Source organism: Alysiella filiformis, from assembly GCF_014054525.1.
GTDB lineage: Bacteria > Pseudomonadota > Gammaproteobacteria > Burkholderiales > Neisseriaceae > Simonsiella > Simonsiella filiformis.
Map to the genome: position 1 here is coordinate 1,641,369 of NZ_CP059564.1, position 14,899 is coordinate 1,656,267.

The following is a 14,899-nucleotide window of genomic DNA, read 5'->3' on the forward strand; positions in this document are numbered from 1 at the left end:
TCTGTTTATTCCACAAGGAATGTGCCATGAAACATTTCCCCATTAAATTGGCATTGTTTATCAATTACTTTGTCTTTGCCATTTTGCTCAATAGCGTGGGCATTGTGATTCAACAATCGCTTGCCAACTACGGTGTTTCCGCCACCGAAGCCAGTATTTTAGAAGCATTTAAAGATTTGCCGATTGCGATTGTGTCGTTTTTCGTTGCTTCATTTTTGCCGAAATTTGGTTACAAAAACAGCATGTTGCTCGGCTTGGCATTGGTGTTTGCAGGCTGCCTGACCATGTATTTGGGTAACTCGTTTGGCAGCAGCAAAATCCTGTTTTTAACCATAGGCGTGGCATTTGCCTTTATCAAAGTGTCCGTGTATTCCATGATAGGCTTGTTCACCAACAGCAAGGAAGAACACAACAGTTTCATGAGTTCCATTGAAGGCTTTTTCATGATAGGCATTGCGTCCGCCTATTTCCTGTTCCCCGCGTTTTTTGACGCGAACGACCCCAATGGCTGGCTGCGCGTGTATTTGCTGTTGGCGGCTTTGGTGGCGGTGGCATTTTTTCTGTTGCTGTTTACCAAAGTGGAGGTGGAAACACCCAAATCTTCAGGCAGCCTGTCCGATGATTTTGTTGGTATGTTGAAAATGGCGGCATTGCCTTTGACGATTTTCTTTGTGTTGAGCGCATTCTGTTTTGTGATGGTGGAACAAGGGATTATGACTTGGCTGCCGACTTTCAACCAAAAAGTTTTGTCGCTGAATGAAACATTGAGCGTACAAATGGCGAGCATTTTGGCATTGTCATTGGCGGCTGGGCGTTTTTTGGCGGGGCAGTTGGTTAAAAAAATCCATTGGCTGACTTTGCTGATTGGCTGCCTGTTGGCGGCGGCTGCGGTGGTGGTGTTTGTGTTGCCATCGGCTTTGAACGCCAACCCACAAACCATTCATTCATTTAGTGACATTCCCGCGATTGGCTTTATTTTCCCTTTAATTGGCTTGTTTATTGCACCGATTTACCCCTTGATTAGTTCGGCAACTTTGTCCGCCTTGCCCAAACATTTGCACAGCCCGATGACGGGTTTGATTGTGATTTTCTCCGCATTGGGCGGTACTTTGGGTTCGCGCATTATTGGCATGTTGTTTGAAAATGTGGGTGGCGCACAGGCGTTTTATTTCATGTTAATTCCGATTGCGATTTTGATTGTTTCATTGATTTTGTTGAACAAATTCATTAAAGGATACGGCAATGCAGCTTAAAATCAACCGCGACCAAATCTTAAACGACTTATTGGCGCAACAATCCACGCAAGGCACACGCACCATTACCATTGACGACACAGGCAACAAACAATTTACCGTGTTTGGCGAAAATGGCGAACAATTTGACGTGCGCGGCACTTATTATTTAGCCAATTTATTGCAAGAAGTGTGGCTGGGCAATGGCGAATTGGACACCGAAAAAGTGTTGATGCTTCCATTGGAACGCGTTGATTATTTAATGAAAAATCATTATTGGAACGTGTTGAGCCGCCGCATGAATGCCGACAATGTGCTTGCCAATTTGTTTGATGAAAAACGCAGCAGCGAAAAATCCTATTTGTATGTGCCAGCTGCCGATGTGGACGGTTTGGCGTACTATCGCCGCATTACCGCTCAATATGACAATATTGAGATTATTGAGCTGCCTGCTCCGCCTTATTCTGCTGATTTATTGAAAGAAATTGATGAGAAAGCGGGTTTATTGGCATTGAAATACGACAAAGCAACCGACCAACCTTTGCCCTATGTCGTACCAGGGGGGCGGTTTAATGAAATGTATGGCTGGGACAGCTATTTCATCGGCTTGGGCTTGATGGCGCACGACCAATACGAATTGGCACGCGGTATGTTGGAAAACATTGCCTATCAAATCAAATACTACGGCAAAATGCTCAACGCCAACCGCAGCTATTATTTGACGCGCTCGCAGCCACCGTTTTACACGCCCTATTTAGCCGCGTTTTACCGCCAATATGCCGACAGGCTGCCTGAAAACTGGCTGGCAGAGCATTTGGCAATCGCCATTCAAGAATACGAACAGGTTTGGCAAAACCCGAACACGCATTATTTTGCCGACATCGGTTTGAACCATTATTTTGACGAAGGCGTGGGTCGCCCCAAAGAAACCGAAGAAGGGCATTTTCGCGTGATTTTGCAGCAATTTGCCGACAAACACGGCATGAATTGGCAAGATTTTGAGCGCGAATACGATTCAGGCAGCCTGAAAGAACCCGAGCTAGACCGCTATTTTGAACACGACCGCGCCATGCGCGAAAGCGGACACGACACCACCACCCGTTTGGACGATGTGTGTGCCGACACCGCTTGTGTGGATTTGAACGCCATTTTGTATCGCGTGGAAGCGGATATTGCCCAATTATTATTGGAATATTATCCACAAGGTTTTGAATTTGCAGGTCAAACTTATTCGTACGACCGCTTTTTTGAATACGCAGAAAAACGCTATCTCGCCATGCAGCAATATTTGTGGAATGAAGCGGACGGCACATTCTACGATTACAACCATTTGACGAAAAAGCAAAATGCGTTTGTATCCGCCAGCAATTTGTTTCCACTTTGGGCGAAGGCGTGCAGCCCCACGCAAGCGAAACGCGCGGTAGCCAGCCAGTTGCCGCAACTGTTGCGCGTGGGTGGCATTGCGTCCACCGCCCCCATTTCAGGCAGCCTGAATGTGGAACGCCAATGGGATTATCCCTACGGCTGGGCACCGCACCAAATTTTGATTTGGGAAGGTTTGCAACATTTTGGTTTTGCTGATGAAATGCACCAAGCGGCATTTGCGTGGGTGCAAACCATTGTCCGCGCAACGGTGGAATACAACGGTTTGATTCCCGAAAAATTCAACGTGGAACAAAGTTCGCACAAAACCAATGTGGAATATGGCAATGTGGGGGCGGTGTTTGACTATGTGCCAGCAGGCGGTTTTGGTTGGACGAATGCGTCTTTGATTTTGGGTATTGCAAAATTGACCCAAGCGCAGAAAGATGAATTGAATGCGCTGGCAGATTCAACGGTTTGATTTTCATCGTTAAAAACATTCAGGCAGCCTGAAAAATGCGTTTCAGGCTGCCTGAAATATTTTTAGCTTAAATAAAAATCCTGCGCCACCAACGCGGGCGGCACATCGCGCCCCAAACTCATCAACAATTCGCGTTCCATTAAAATGACCATGCTGTCTAGCGGCAAATCATTGTCTTGCGTGCCAAATGGCTCTTCCAGTTGCAAACTCAACGCGTCCAAACCCAAAAACATGTACACCAGCCACGCCACCATCAACGGTGTCCAAAAACCCAGCTCGCTGTGTATCGCAAAGGGCAACATCACGCAAAAACTGTACACCGCACGGCGCAATAATGCCGAATAAACAAAGGGCAGGGGCGTGCTGGCAATGCGGTCGCAGCCTGCCTGAATGCTGCCCAGCGATGTAATGTGGGCGGTCAGTTGCGTGTAGATGATGTCGCTGATGTGCTTTTGTTGGTGTGCGGCAATCAGATTGTTTTGGATTTGTTGTAAACAATATTGTGGCAAATTAATGTGTTGTTTAAATTGAATAATATCATTTTCATCAAATTGCCCATATCGCGAAAATAATTCGGGCGCGGCTGCCTGAACGCGCAAACGGTCGCGCAACAAATGCACAAACACAATCACGCGCTCCAACACGATTTCGCGTTGTTCGGGCGGCAAAATGGCGGTGTCGCGCGCCAAATGGCGTTCGGTCGCAATCAACGCGCCCCACAATTTGCGACCTTCCCACCAACGGTCGTAGCAAGCGTTGTTGCGAAAGCCCAAAAACAGCGACAGCACCACACCAAAAATCGTGAAGCCCACCAATGGTGGCGCAGGCACGTCCAGCCAGCGATAATGCACCACCATTGCCAGCACCACCGACAAAGCCGATAAGCCCAAAATTTCAGGCAGCACTTGCGGTAAAATCGTGCCACGCCACGCGAAAAGCAGCGTAAAAGTATTGTTTTTATTGCGGATAATCATAATATTGTTTTGCGAGAAGGTTTTTCAGGCTGCCTGAAAATATTTTTTAATAAAAGACAAGGTTATTTGATGTATTCATATAAGAAAATTTTTCTCAATCCAAATATATTGTATACTTCAATATATTTAACATTTTTACATCTGTTTGGTTCTACAGTAAGAAAATCTTTATATCCTTTTCCCAATGGAAACTGAAGCCATTCTTTTCTTTTAATCAGAAAAGCCCTATGTCGTAAAGGTAAAATATCTCTATCTGAATAATATTTCCCTTCAATTTCAATAATTGTTTCATCAATATATTTCCCTTTGTTTGTTTTAATTATGTAAGCACAAGCAGTTTGAAACTGACCTTTTTCTGCTTTTGTTATTGCAATGTAAGGAAAAATTGTGTTTGTAAATAAAAATAATAAAAATATCCACCAGACAAAAATAAAATGGTTATCCATTATTTTTTTTATAAATGTCATAATTTAATCTTAATTTTTTGAAATTAAATTTATGTTTAACGCAAATTAAAAAAGCCAGCGTAGGTCGGTTCTCCGAGCCGAAACCTACTCTGAAAGGCTGAAACCTTTGCAAAACCACTACCATCGTCATTCCCGCGTAGGCGGGAATCCAAAGTTGAGTTACACAAACTTTTGTTTCTTAAAGTTAAAAGTGGATTCCCGTCTACGCGGGAATGACGGCAGTTTTTCTGTTTCAGGCAGCCTGAAATAATGTAGGTTGGGTTTGACAGCCCAACCTACACACATCAACACTCCACCACACGCACAGAAATGGGAATGGCTTTTTTCTTTAAAGTAACCGCCAAACCCGCCAGCGAAGTTTCTTTGTAGGTGGATTTCATGTCCAAGCCTGTTTGCAGCATGGTTTTGATGACCATGTCCAAGCTCACTTTTTTGTTGTTGCCGTCTTCCAGCAGCGACAGTTGTGCCAATTTAATCGCTTTTTCGGCGGCAATGCCGTTGCGCTCAATGCACGGGATTTGCACCAAGCCGCCTACGGGGTCGCAAGTTAAACCCAAATGGTGTTCCATTGCCATTTCTGCCGCGTTTTCAATTTGCGCGGTTGTGCCACCACTCACGGCTGAAAACGCGCCTGCTGCCATGGAACACGCCACGCCCACTTCGCCTTGACAACCCACTTCCGCCCCTGAAATGGAGGCGTTGGTTTTGTACAAAATGCCGATTGCGCCTGCCACCAGCAGGAAATCTTCAATCGCACGCGGCGCGGCAAGTGGATGAAATTTATGGAAATAATACAATACCGCAGGCACAATGCCAGCCGCACCATTGGTGGGAGCGGTAACAACACGTCCACCAGCCGCGTTTTCTTCGTTCACCGCCATCGCGTAAATCATCGGCCACAAATGCGTGTTCAACTGACCTGCCTCACGCAAATTTTGCATTTTCACTGCCAAATCGGGCGCACGGCGTTGCACATTCAAACCGCCAGCCAATACACCGCGTTGCTGCAAACCGCGTTCCACGCAATCAAACATGGCTTGGGCAATCGCAGCCACGCGGCGGCGCACGGCAAGCGGTTTTTCGCCGCTTATTGCGGCTTCGTTTTGCACCACCACTTGCGCGATGGACAAATCTTCTTCATCACAAATGCGCAGCAAATCCGCCATGTGCTTGAAAGGATAGGGGACGCTGGTCGCATTGCTTTGTTCTTTGCCAAATTGTTCATCGGTAACGATAAAACCGCCGCCGATGGAATAGTAAATTTGTTCGTGCAAAATTTGCTCTTGGGCATCGTAGGCGATGAAACGCAAACCGTTGGGGTGTTTGGGCAGGCTGTCGCTGTATCGCACCACCATATCGCGCGCCACTTCAAAATCAATGGTTTGTGTGCCATTCAGTTGTAATTGGGCGTGGGCGTTGATGTGTTCTAGGCGTTCGGGCAGGGTTTCCAAATCCACATTGTGTGGCAGGCTGCCTTCCAAGCCCAGCAAAATCGCGTCAAACGTGCCATGCCCCAAACCTGTGAGTGCCAGCGAACCATACACTTCGGCAGCAAGGCGTTTTACTTGTGGCAACACGCCCAAATCGTTCAGGCTGCCTGCAAAGGCGGCGGCGGCTTTCATCGGGCCTACGGTGTGTGAACTGGAAGGACCCAAACCAATTTTAAAAATATCAAAAATGCTCAACATGATGTTTTCTCAATAAAAATGTGCTTTCAGGCAGCCTGAAAACAACAAGGCTGCCTGAAAAAGAAGGGGAAGATAAGAACCATTAAATCGCTCGGTATTTGAAACCGCGCAAATTGAAAAATTGATGACGACCGATTTTCACGCCTTTTACCGCGCGTGGCGCAGGACGCACACCATTGGCAGAAAAGAACAATGCACCACGGGTAACATCATGTTGGGTAATGGATTGTTTTTGCGCATAAACTTTGCTTGCCAAATGCTGAATTTGCTTGTGGCGCACGGGGTGAAACACGCGATTTTTACGCAAACGGTGGTTGTGCGCCCATTGGAATTGTCCTTTTTGATGAATCACGCCACACGCGCTTTTGGGATACAAGCCCGAACGCATGCGGTTCAAAATCACATGACCGACCGCAATTTTGCCTTTGTGGGGTTCGCCTTGCGCTTCATAGAAAATGGCGGTTGCCATGCACTTGACTTCTTGGGCATAGGTTTTGGCGTGGGCTGCCTGCATGGGCAAAAACAGGCTGGCAAACAAAGTGGTCAAAAACAAGAAAAATGTTTTTTTCATGTGGTGTTCCTTAAAATGGGTGTGGGGAAATGTTGTTCATTTCCACAAAAATATTTTTATTGAAGTGATTTGTGAAGAAAAAGGCTGTCTGAAAAACCAAGCAGCTAACACACGGGGTGTTAGCTGTATGGCTTTTATTATAAATGATGAATGGATTTTCGCCAAATTTTGCTTATTTTTTGACTTCCGAGGCGGCGGCTTTCATTTCATCATCGGCTTCAATTTGTGCCAACAAATCTTCATCACTTTGAATGGTAAAGACTTTGCCATTCAGTTTGATTTCATTGTTTTGCACCGCCACATTGGTTTGAATGGCATCGTTGTTTTGGGTCAAATAGCCTTCGCCAGCCATATTGTCCACCATGCCGCCTATCATCAAGCGTATGGTGTCGTCCACGTCTTTTTGGGCGGCTTCGTCCATTTTGGCTTCTTGATTCTCGGGATTATTGGATGCGCTAAACAAACCACGCGCTTGGCTGATGGCAAATTGCTCAATCAGGGCTTTGGAAACGTCAAAGTCCATATTGGCGTTCATTTTTTTCAATAAAACGCCAAAATCGTTCAAATCGGCTGCCTGAACGCCATTGAAACCAATTTGTCCTTTGGTTTTCACATGACCCGATGGCGCAACAAAATCAAATTGATTGATTTTGAAAACGGGATTGTTGGTAAACAAGCCCACACCCTCTTTGCGAACCACGTCCAAAATGGCTTCTTGCATTTTTTCGTCATCAACCTGTTTGGCAGACAATTCAGCCCAGCTTTTTTTGATGGCTGCCAAGCTCTTGCTTTCCAAATGTTCGGCAGCAATGTCTATGGCAAGTGGGCCGTAGGCATTGTCGCCATATTGCAATTTTTCAAAAGCAAAACGCCCTTGGCTGTTGATGAAACCGTCTTTTTCATCGGTTTGGGTGGTGTAGCTCAAATTGTTTACCGACAAATTGGACGGCGCAATGCTGCCTGTGGGATTGATGAACGCGCCAATTTGCAAATCGGTAACGGTATTGACCAATTCATTCAGGCGAATGTTGTAATCAATGCTTTCTTTCCAAGCCACATTGAATTTGCCCAATTTGGTTTCCGATGAACCCAAGCTGATGTTGTGGCTGCCTGAATGGGTTTTGCTGTTGATTTGCACATTTTCTATGCTGATTTCGCCTTTGTCTGCCAAAATCGCTTTTAAGTGGGGAATGTCAAATTGATTGGTGTAGGCTTGAAAACCTGCCTCATAATCCATGTGGGCTTGCATGCCTTGCCAATTCAATTTAATGCCCGACAATTCTTCATAGTCAAATTTGGCAACCTGCATTTCCAACTTACCATTGCCGTTTAAGCCTATGGTGTTGGTCATGCTTACGGGCGTTTGGTCGCCAAAAAAGCGCGCCAACACTTTTTGCACTTCGGGGTCGTATTGAAATTCGGTGCGAACCACAGCGCGAACGGGCGTGAAACCATCGGCAAACAAACCATGTTGCACATGATTGACCATGGTAATGGGTTTATCCAACACGGTTTTGATGTTGGCAGGCAGGTGTTTGGACAAATTGTTCAACACGCTGGGTTTGAAACGCACAACGGTGGTTTCGGTTGCGCTGAACCAGCCACGGTCGTAGGTGTGATTGTCAATTTCTAGGAAAAAGGTATCGGCTAAAATGCGATGTTGTTCATTTAGGCTTTGTTCGGCTTTCATGCCCAAATAGTAAGGTGTGCCAAAAAACAATGCGAGTGTGGTGCTGGCAATCGCACCGATTAAAATTTTTTTATTCATCCTATTTCCTTTTCGGTGGGTTTGATTTGGTAGAGGCATCACCTCGTCCAAATCAGGGCAACATATATGGCGCAAGGCGATATTTTATGTGCCGCCCTGTGTGTTGAACATGTTGTTTGTTATGGGTCGTAAAAATTTTGTATCATAACATAAATTGCGAAAAAGCTGCCTGAAAATGGCTTTCAGGCAGCTTTTTTTGCATAAACAATGCGATTTTATACCGAGAATGATGAGCCACAACCACAAGTGGTGGTGGCATTGGGATTGCGAATCACAAATTGTGAGCCGTGTAAACTTTCGGTGTAGTCAATTTCAGCACCAATCAGGTATTGGTAGCTCATGGGGTCCACCAAAAATTTCAAGCCGTTTTTCACGATTTCAAAATCGTCATCGTTTTTGATTTCGTCAAAGGTAAAGCCATATTGGAAACCCGAGCAACCGCCACCGTTTACAAACACGCGCAACATCAAATCGGGGTTGTTTTCTTCGGCGATTAAGTCGGCAACTTTTTCGCAGCACGCTTCGGTAAAAATGATTGGGTTTTCGTCAGACATGATGATTTTCCTTATAAAATACATTTGGGTGGGTGCAATGTGGGGCACACCTTGGTTTTATTCAAGAGAGTGTACGCTTTTTTTGTCTGTTTGCCTACATTTTGGTTTTCAGGCTGAAACCTTTGCAAAACGCCTAAAATTTGATTTTTCAAAATTTCAATATATTGGATTTTAATAAATTTATTTTTCAAAAAAGTTCAAAAAATAGGGTTTGCAAAGGTTTCAGGCTGCCTGAAATATTTTTTGGCAAGAAACCGTTCAGCATTAAGGTATTTGGCTTACTTTTTTAAAAAGTCAGTCGCCGAAGGCAAAATCCATTTTTTCAGTTTAGTGAAAGGCAGCCTGAATTTTTGCCAGCAATTCGCGCAAAGCCATGGCGCGGTGGCTGATGGCATTTTTGTGTTCGGGCGACATTTGCGCGGCGGTGCAATGGTGTTGGGGCAAATAAAAATGCGGGTCGTAGCCAAAGCCGTGTTCGCCTGCGGCTTGGTGTTGCCATTGTCCGTGCCAAATGCCTTCGGCGATGATGGGTTGGGGGTCGTTTTCGTGGCGCACCAGCACCAAAACGCAAACATAATAACAAGATAAATCAGTGTGTTGAGCCAGTTGTGCGCTGACTTTGGCGTTGTTGGCGGCATCGGATTTGGGTTCGCCAGCAAATCGGGCAGACAACACCCCTGGTGCGCCACCCAGCGCATTCACGCAAATGCCACTGTCGTCTGCCAAAGCAGGCAAACCGCTATGGCGACTGGTGTGGCGGGCTTTGGCAAGCGCGTTTTCCACAAATGTGGGGTGGGGTTCGGGGCATTCGGGGATGTTGAAAGCGGATTGTGGCACGATTTCAAGGTGTTGCGCGGCAAATAAATCGGTAAATTCGCGCAATTTGCCTGCGTTGTTGCTGGCAAGGACGATTTTTTGAAACATGGTTGTTTTCCTTCTGAAAATGGTTTGGGCGGTTGCCTGAATCAAAGCTCATTGTTTTGATTCATCATTTGCCGTTGTGCTTTTTCACGCGCGATGTGGCGAATGTACATCGCCAAGCTGCCAATTTGCCCAAACGCCGCCGCAAATGCAAACAAAAACGCCGCAATGCCAAATTGTCGTTCAGGCAGCGTTTTGAGCGACAGCCAATAACTGCCCAGCGCAATCAACGCCACAAACAGCAGCGAAAACAAAATAATCAAAATCAAAAAAGTTTGGCGTTTACTCATTGTTTGTTATCAAGTATTTAAATTTAAAATGAAAATTTTGGATTGGCGACCGTTACTTTGGTATTCTGCCAAGCGTTGAGCGGGCAAATCGGCTGCGCTGGCTGCCTGGAAACCGCGTTCCAAAAACCAATCGGCGGTGTGGGTGGACAGCGCAAACAGGCGTTGTTTGCCCATTTGCCGTGCGTGTTGCAACACTTTTTCCAGCAGCAATTCGCCAAAGCCGCCATCTCGCGCATCGGGCGACACCACCAAACATGCCAATTCAGCGTCATTTGGGCTGTCTGAAAAGGTTTTCATTGCCACGCAACCGTAAATTTGGCGGTCGTGTTCCAACGCAAAAAATTCGTGAATGTGTGCCGCCAAATATTCGGGACTGCGTGGCAGCAAAATGCCGCGCTCTTCCAAAGGCTTAATCAGCGTGATGATGTCGGCGATGTCGCGCTCGTGAGCAGGGCGCACGTTCATAAACGAATCTTGGGCAATGGACGTGCCAGCACCGTGTCGCGTGAACAATTCGCGCAACAATCCCCCATTTTGGCTGCCTGAAAGGATTTGCACGCGCGAAATGCCCTGTTGCAAAGCGTGCAATGCCGATGTCAAAATCGCCTGCTCTGAAATGGAAAAATGCTTTTCAGACAGCAAATGATGTGTTTCTTGCGCGGTTAAATTTGCCAATAATTGCCCATTGGCATGGCGTATGCCGTTTTCTTGGGTCAGAAAAACCAATTTTTCCGCTTGCAAGGCAATCGCCAATTCTGCCGCGACTTCGGGCATGGACAAAACATGGCTTTGCCCGCCCAATGATGCGGCAATGGGGCTAATCAAAACAATGGCTTGCATTGCAAGTGCGTCTTCAATCGCGGCAGCGTCCACCTTGCGGACTTGACCCGCCCATTGCATGTCCACACCGCCGTGTACGCCCAAAGGCTTGGCACTCAAAAAATTGCCATGAATCAAACGCAAACGCGGTGGACGTTGTGGCGAACGCGCCACACCCAGCGACAAGGCTGCCTGAAAATCAAATTGTATTGCGCCACAAAAGTGTTTGGCAAATTGCAGGGCGTTGTCGTCAATAATACGGCGTTGCGGATAAATGGCATGATTGCGTTGATTTTGTGGACAAAACCGCGCAATTTGCGTGTCGCAACCGTGTACCAAAACCAAGCGTATGCCCAAAGCCGCCAGCAAATGAAAATCCGCCGACAAAGCGTTCAGGCTGCCTGAATCAAGCAAATGGCTGGCAATGCCCACCACCAAAGTTTTGCCGCGCAAATAGTGAATATAAGGCGCGGCTTCGCGGAATGCGTTTACAAAAGGGTCTGTCATATTTTTGGGTTGAAAGAAAAGCCAGCCTGAAAAAAAGCCCGATTATTTCATGCAAAACAATCGGGCAAACGAAAAAGATTATTGCAACATCAAAACCAAATAAAATAATTGCACAATCAAAGCGATAAGTGCCGCGATGGTGGCGATTGTCCAATTCAAATCATTGCCAGATGACACCACAATGGGCGCATTGCTTTTGTTGCCACCAGCGTCAATCACATTGTTGTCGGTGCCATTGTTGTCGCCCACCAAAGTGAACACCAAGCTGTCGGTGTGAATCGTGATGTTGTTTTGCTGGTCGGGATTGCCCGTGCTGTTCATGGCAAGCGCATTGCCTTGCACCGCAGGTTTGATGGACACTTGCGGAATTTGCGCGTTTGCCGAATCCGCATCCAACATATTGAATGCCAATGGTTTTTGACCCACATCGGCAAAGGTGTTGCGGTTTTTGTTTTCCGCTTTGGGTTCACGATAATTGAGTTTGACCGCGCTTTTGTTTGCGGTTTTGGGTTTGGCTTTTTCCTGTTTGGCGCGATTGCCTGTGGGGAAACCATCGGTGGGGAAAATCGGGTCGTTCACACCCACATCAGCAAAAAAGGGGTCGGTTTTGGGGCGCTCTTTTTTGGGGGATTCGGCAGGTGGTGGGGTTTCGGCTTTTTTCTTTTTTACCAAACGAAAAACGTGTCCACAGTGGTGGCAATCGGCGCGACCGTCTGTTTCACGCAAATGCTGTTCAGACAGGCTCAATGCGGTTTTGCAGCTTGGGCAAGTTACTTTAATCATTTTAGTCATGGTGTGTGCTTTCTCGTTTTAAGCGGCTTTTTTGCGACCACTGATACACGCCCAGCCGTCCAAAATTTCGGTGGGGGCTAAATCAAACCATTGCGAATAAATCGCGCTCATTTCATCAATTTGCTCTGCCAAAATGCCTGATAAAACAATGCGTCCGCCTTGTTTGGTGCGGCTTGCCAGCATTTCGCCCAACATACGCAGAGGGTTTGCCAAAATATTGGCAAGCACCACATCGTATTGGGCATCGGGCAGCTCGTTGGGTTGCACAAAAGTGGCTTGAACGTCATTTTGCAAAGCATTGTCTTTGCTGGCGATGATGGCTTGGGGGTCAATGTCCACGCCTGTGGCGTTTTGTGCGCCCAATTTTAAGGCGGCAATCGCCAAAATGCCCGAACCGCAACCATAATCCAACACATTTTCTTTGCCGTTGAGGTTGTTGTCCAGCCATTTCAGGCACAAATGTGTGGTGGGGTGGCTGCCTGTACCAAATGCCAAACCGGGGTCAAGGCGCAAATTGATGGCATTTTTATTGGGGGTGTCGTGCCAAGTGGGGGTAATCCACAGGCGTTCGGAAATTTGAATGGGGTCAAATTGCGATTGGGTTAAGCGCACCCAATCTTGTTCAGCCAGCGTGTCCAATTCATAGGCAAATGTGGGCAGCGATAATTGTGAACAGGCAGCCTGAATGCAGCTTGCCACATCAGCTTGCGCGTCAAACAGGGCGACCAAAACGCTTTTTTGCCACATTTGTTGTTGTGGCATATCGGGTTCGCCGAAAATTTCTTCTTCGCCAGCTGTGCCAGCGTAAGCATCTTCAATGGCAACCGACAAAGCACCCAGTTCCATCAGCGATTCAGACAGGGATTCGGCAAATTGTTCGGATACAGGAATTTTGGCTTGTTGATAGGACATAGCTGAATGAACCAAATAAATAATCTAAAAGGGCGATAGTTTAACATTTTTTAAGCCAATTTTAAATGACCGATTGTTTATTGATGTGTTTTTGCGGTGAATTTGGGGCGTGATGTGATGTTTTTGTTTGAAAATACTTGCATTTTGCCATGGGCGTGTTTAGAATGGCACGTTTTCATTTTCTACCCAAATTTCATCAGGAGTAATACTTATGGCAAATAGCGCACAAGCCCGCAAACGCGCCCGTCAATCTTTGAAAGCTCGCGCCCACAACGCCAGCTTGCGTACCGCTTTCCGTACTGCGGTTAAAAAAGTGTTGAAAGCAGTTGAGGCTGGCGACAAAGCAGCAGCACAAGCCGCTTTCCAACAAAACACCAAAATCATTGACCGCATTGCCGACAAAGGCGTGTTCCACAAAAACAAAGCGGCACGTCATAAAAGCCGTTTGTCTGCCAAAATCAAAGCAATGGCTTAATTTGGCGGTTGTTTGATTGACGAATAAAACCTGTTGTCTGTGTGGCAACAGGTTTTATTGTTTTGGGGGGATTTTTTGATGTTTCCAAAAGGCATTTTGATGAAATCGTTCAAACAATGCTGGTGTGTGGTTTTTTTGGTGGCGTGTGTGCCTGTGGAAATGGCGGATTTGAATGAGCCTGCGCCACAAGCACCTGCGGCGGTGAAGTCGCTTACCGCATCTGATGTGTTGGCAATGCAATCACCCGAGCAGTTGGGCTATCGTTTGACCAAAAAAGTGGCACAAGCTGCGCCAGCCCCAAACACATCACGCCCCAAAAAGGGCAAAGCAGCCCAATCCAACGCGCCAACCGAAAAACGCGATATTCGCTATTTTGACCGTTTGCGCCGCCCCGAAGTGCGCCCGACCAAAAATGGGTTTTACCGTGAAATCATTGGGAAAACGGGCGATGGGCGTTGGGTGGTGCAGGATTTTTATCAAAACAATGATGTGCCATTCACATCGCCTTATATTGCGATTAAGGACGCAAAATTGAAAATTTTTGGCGATGTATCGGCAATAGACAGCCGTGTGGCATGGTATGCGCCCGATGGCAGTTTGTTGAAAATGGCGGTGTATGACAAGGGGGTGGAGCAGGGCGAAGTGTGGTTGTTTGCCCACAATCGTTTGTCGGCTTATGTGCGCGATGATTTGGGGCAAAATCAAGCTGCCAGCGCGGAAAAGGCGGTTTCAGGCAGCCTGAATATGCAATTTTTCTACCCCAACGGCAATTTGATGGCAGAGCGGCATTCGCAAAATGGCAACAGCAACATCTTGTTTTATTACGACAATGGCACAGCAATGCTGAAAATTGACGACACCCCCACCCAAAGCACGCGCGTGGCATGGGATAAATCGGGCAAAACGGTTGCGCCACACGATATTGCTGCGGATTTGCAGGCGGTGCAAGCGCGGATTCGTGCGGATTTGAAAGCGATGAAACGCGAACATGATTTGATGAATGATTTGTTGGATTAGGGGCTAATGACAATTCGTTTGACAATTCGTTTCGCGATTGTTTTTTCATCAAAATCGCCAACTTCTGCG

Annotated in this window: 15 protein-coding genes; 4 read left to right on the top strand and 11 right to left on the bottom strand. The window is 46.7% G+C overall.

Going from position 1 to position 14,899, the window contains the following annotated elements; genetic code table 11:
* Nucleotides 1–26 precede the first annotated feature (26 nt).
* Together H3L97_RS08155 and H3L97_RS08160 are read left to right on the top strand one after the other, a co-directional pair.
* Complete coding sequence (locus H3L97_RS08155; RefSeq protein ID WP_097115067.1) at nt 27–1,253, top strand: MFS transporter; 1,227 nt, start codon at nt 27–29, stop codon at nt 1,251–1,253.
* Nucleotides 1,243–3,075: a trehalase family glycosidase gene (locus H3L97_RS08160; protein ID WP_097115066.1), complete on the top strand. Its 1,833-nt coding sequence runs from the start codon at nt 1,243–1,245 to the stop codon at nt 3,073–3,075. Before H3L97_RS08155 ends, H3L97_RS08160 begins: the two co-directional genes overlap by 11 nt.
* A gap of 62 nt (nt 3,076–3,137) precedes the next feature.
* On the opposite strand, the gene H3L97_RS08165 is transcribed toward H3L97_RS08160, so the two are convergent.
* From H3L97_RS08165 to prmA, 11 genes are all read right to left on the bottom strand, one after another.
* Entirely contained in the window at nt 3,138–4,049 is a 912-nt protein-coding gene (locus tag H3L97_RS08165; RefSeq protein ID WP_097115065.1) for a bestrophin family protein, read from the bottom strand.
* Nucleotides 4,050–4,111: 62 nt separating this feature from the next.
* Entirely contained in the window at nt 4,112–4,516 is a 405-nt protein-coding gene (locus tag H3L97_RS08170) for a hypothetical protein (protein WP_143269209.1), read from the bottom strand.
* 284 nt (nt 4,517–4,800) lie between these two features.
* Entirely contained in the window at nt 4,801–6,204 is a 1,404-nt protein-coding gene (locus tag H3L97_RS08175; protein WP_097115063.1) for an L-serine ammonia-lyase, read from the bottom strand.
* Between the two features lie 82 nt (nt 6,205–6,286).
* Nucleotides 6,287–6,775, bottom strand: coding sequence for a cell wall hydrolase (locus H3L97_RS08180; RefSeq protein ID WP_097115062.1), 489 nt, complete (start codon nt 6,773–6,775; stop codon nt 6,287–6,289).
* 172 nt (nt 6,776–6,947) lie between these two features.
* Nucleotides 6,948–8,543, bottom strand: coding sequence for a YdgA family protein (locus H3L97_RS08185; protein ID WP_097115061.1), 1,596 nt, complete (start codon nt 8,541–8,543; stop codon nt 6,948–6,950).
* A gap of 215 nt (nt 8,544–8,758) precedes the next feature.
* A complete protein-coding gene (erpA, locus tag H3L97_RS08190) occupies nt 8,759–9,097 on the bottom strand; it encodes an iron-sulfur cluster insertion protein ErpA (protein ID WP_097115060.1) in 339 nt (112 codons plus the stop codon).
* A 327-nt stretch (nt 9,098–9,424) separates the two neighbouring features.
* Nucleotides 9,425–10,021: an RdgB/HAM1 family non-canonical purine NTP pyrophosphatase gene (gene rdgB / locus H3L97_RS08195; RefSeq protein ID WP_097115058.1), complete on the bottom strand. Its 597-nt coding sequence runs from the start codon at nt 10,019–10,021 to the stop codon at nt 9,425–9,427.
* A gap of 41 nt (nt 10,022–10,062) precedes the next feature.
* A complete protein-coding gene (locus H3L97_RS08200; protein ID WP_097115057.1) occupies nt 10,063–10,308 on the bottom strand; it encodes an NGO_0222 family membrane protein in 246 nt (81 codons plus the stop codon).
* Nucleotides 10,309–10,317: 9 nt separating this feature from the next.
* The gene (gene argA / locus H3L97_RS08205; protein WP_097115056.1) at nt 10,318–11,634 is read right to left on the bottom strand and encodes an amino-acid N-acetyltransferase; all 1,317 of its coding nucleotides are present in this window, start codon (nt 11,632–11,634) and stop codon (nt 10,318–10,320) included.
* Between the two features lie 78 nt (nt 11,635–11,712).
* The gene (locus H3L97_RS08210; RefSeq protein WP_097115055.1) at nt 11,713–12,426 is read right to left on the bottom strand and encodes a zinc-ribbon domain-containing protein; all 714 of its coding nucleotides are present in this window, start codon (nt 12,424–12,426) and stop codon (nt 11,713–11,715) included.
* An 18-nt stretch (nt 12,427–12,444) separates the two neighbouring features.
* Nucleotides 12,445–13,338, bottom strand: a complete 894-nt coding sequence (prmA, locus tag H3L97_RS08215) for a 50S ribosomal protein L11 methyltransferase (RefSeq protein ID WP_097115054.1) — start codon at nt 13,336–13,338, stop codon at nt 12,445–12,447.
* 211 nt (nt 13,339–13,549) lie between these two features.
* On the opposite strand from prmA, the gene rpsT reads away from it, so the two are divergent.
* Together rpsT and H3L97_RS08225 are read left to right on the top strand one after the other, a co-directional pair.
* A complete protein-coding gene (gene rpsT / locus H3L97_RS08220) occupies nt 13,550–13,813 on the top strand; it encodes a 30S ribosomal protein S20 (protein WP_097115053.1) in 264 nt (87 codons plus the stop codon).
* 99 nt (nt 13,814–13,912) lie between these two features.
* Nucleotides 13,913–14,830: a hypothetical protein gene (locus H3L97_RS08225; protein WP_143269207.1), complete on the top strand. Its 918-nt coding sequence runs from the start codon at nt 13,913–13,915 to the stop codon at nt 14,828–14,830.
* Nucleotides 14,831–14,899: the final 69 nt, after the last annotated feature.

Coding starts and splice junctions, on each gene's coding strand:
- H3L97_RS08225 (WP_143269207.1), top strand. CDS start 13,913: ATGAAATCGTTCAAACAATGCTGGTGTGTGGTTTTTTTGGTGGCGTGT.
- rpsT (WP_097115053.1), top strand. CDS start 13,550: ATGGCAAATAGCGCACAAGCCCGCAAACGCGCCCGTCAATCTTTGAAA.
- rdgB (WP_097115058.1), bottom strand. CDS start 10,021: ATGTTTCAAAAAATCGTCCTTGCCAGCAACAACGCAGGCAAATTGCGC.
- argA (WP_097115056.1), bottom strand. CDS start 11,634: ATGACAGACCCTTTTGTAAACGCATTCCGCGAAGCCGCGCCTTATATT.
- H3L97_RS08170 (WP_143269209.1), bottom strand. CDS start 4,516: ATGACATTTATAAAAAAAATAATGGATAACCATTTTATTTTTGTCTGG.
- H3L97_RS08210 (WP_097115055.1), bottom strand. CDS start 12,426: ATGACTAAAATGATTAAAGTAACTTGCCCAAGCTGCAAAACCGCATTG.
- H3L97_RS08200 (WP_097115057.1), bottom strand. CDS start 10,308: ATGAGTAAACGCCAAACTTTTTTGATTTTGATTATTTTGTTTTCGCTG.
- H3L97_RS08155 (WP_097115067.1), top strand. CDS start 27: ATGAAACATTTCCCCATTAAATTGGCATTGTTTATCAATTACTTTGTC.
- H3L97_RS08180 (WP_097115062.1), bottom strand. CDS start 6,775: ATGAAAAAAACATTTTTCTTGTTTTTGACCACTTTGTTTGCCAGCCTG.
- H3L97_RS08160 (WP_097115066.1), top strand. CDS start 1,243: ATGCAGCTTAAAATCAACCGCGACCAAATCTTAAACGACTTATTGGCG.
- H3L97_RS08185 (WP_097115061.1), bottom strand. CDS start 8,543: ATGAATAAAAAAATTTTAATCGGTGCGATTGCCAGCACCACACTCGCA.
- prmA (WP_097115054.1), bottom strand. CDS start 13,338: ATGTCCTATCAACAAGCCAAAATTCCTGTATCCGAACAATTTGCCGAA.
- erpA (WP_097115060.1), bottom strand. CDS start 9,097: ATGTCTGACGAAAACCCAATCATTTTTACCGAAGCGTGCTGCGAAAAA.
- H3L97_RS08165 (WP_097115065.1), bottom strand. CDS start 4,049: ATGATTATCCGCAATAAAAACAATACTTTTACGCTGCTTTTCGCGTGG.
- H3L97_RS08175 (WP_097115063.1), bottom strand. CDS start 6,204: ATGTTGAGCATTTTTGATATTTTTAAAATTGGTTTGGGTCCTTCCAGT.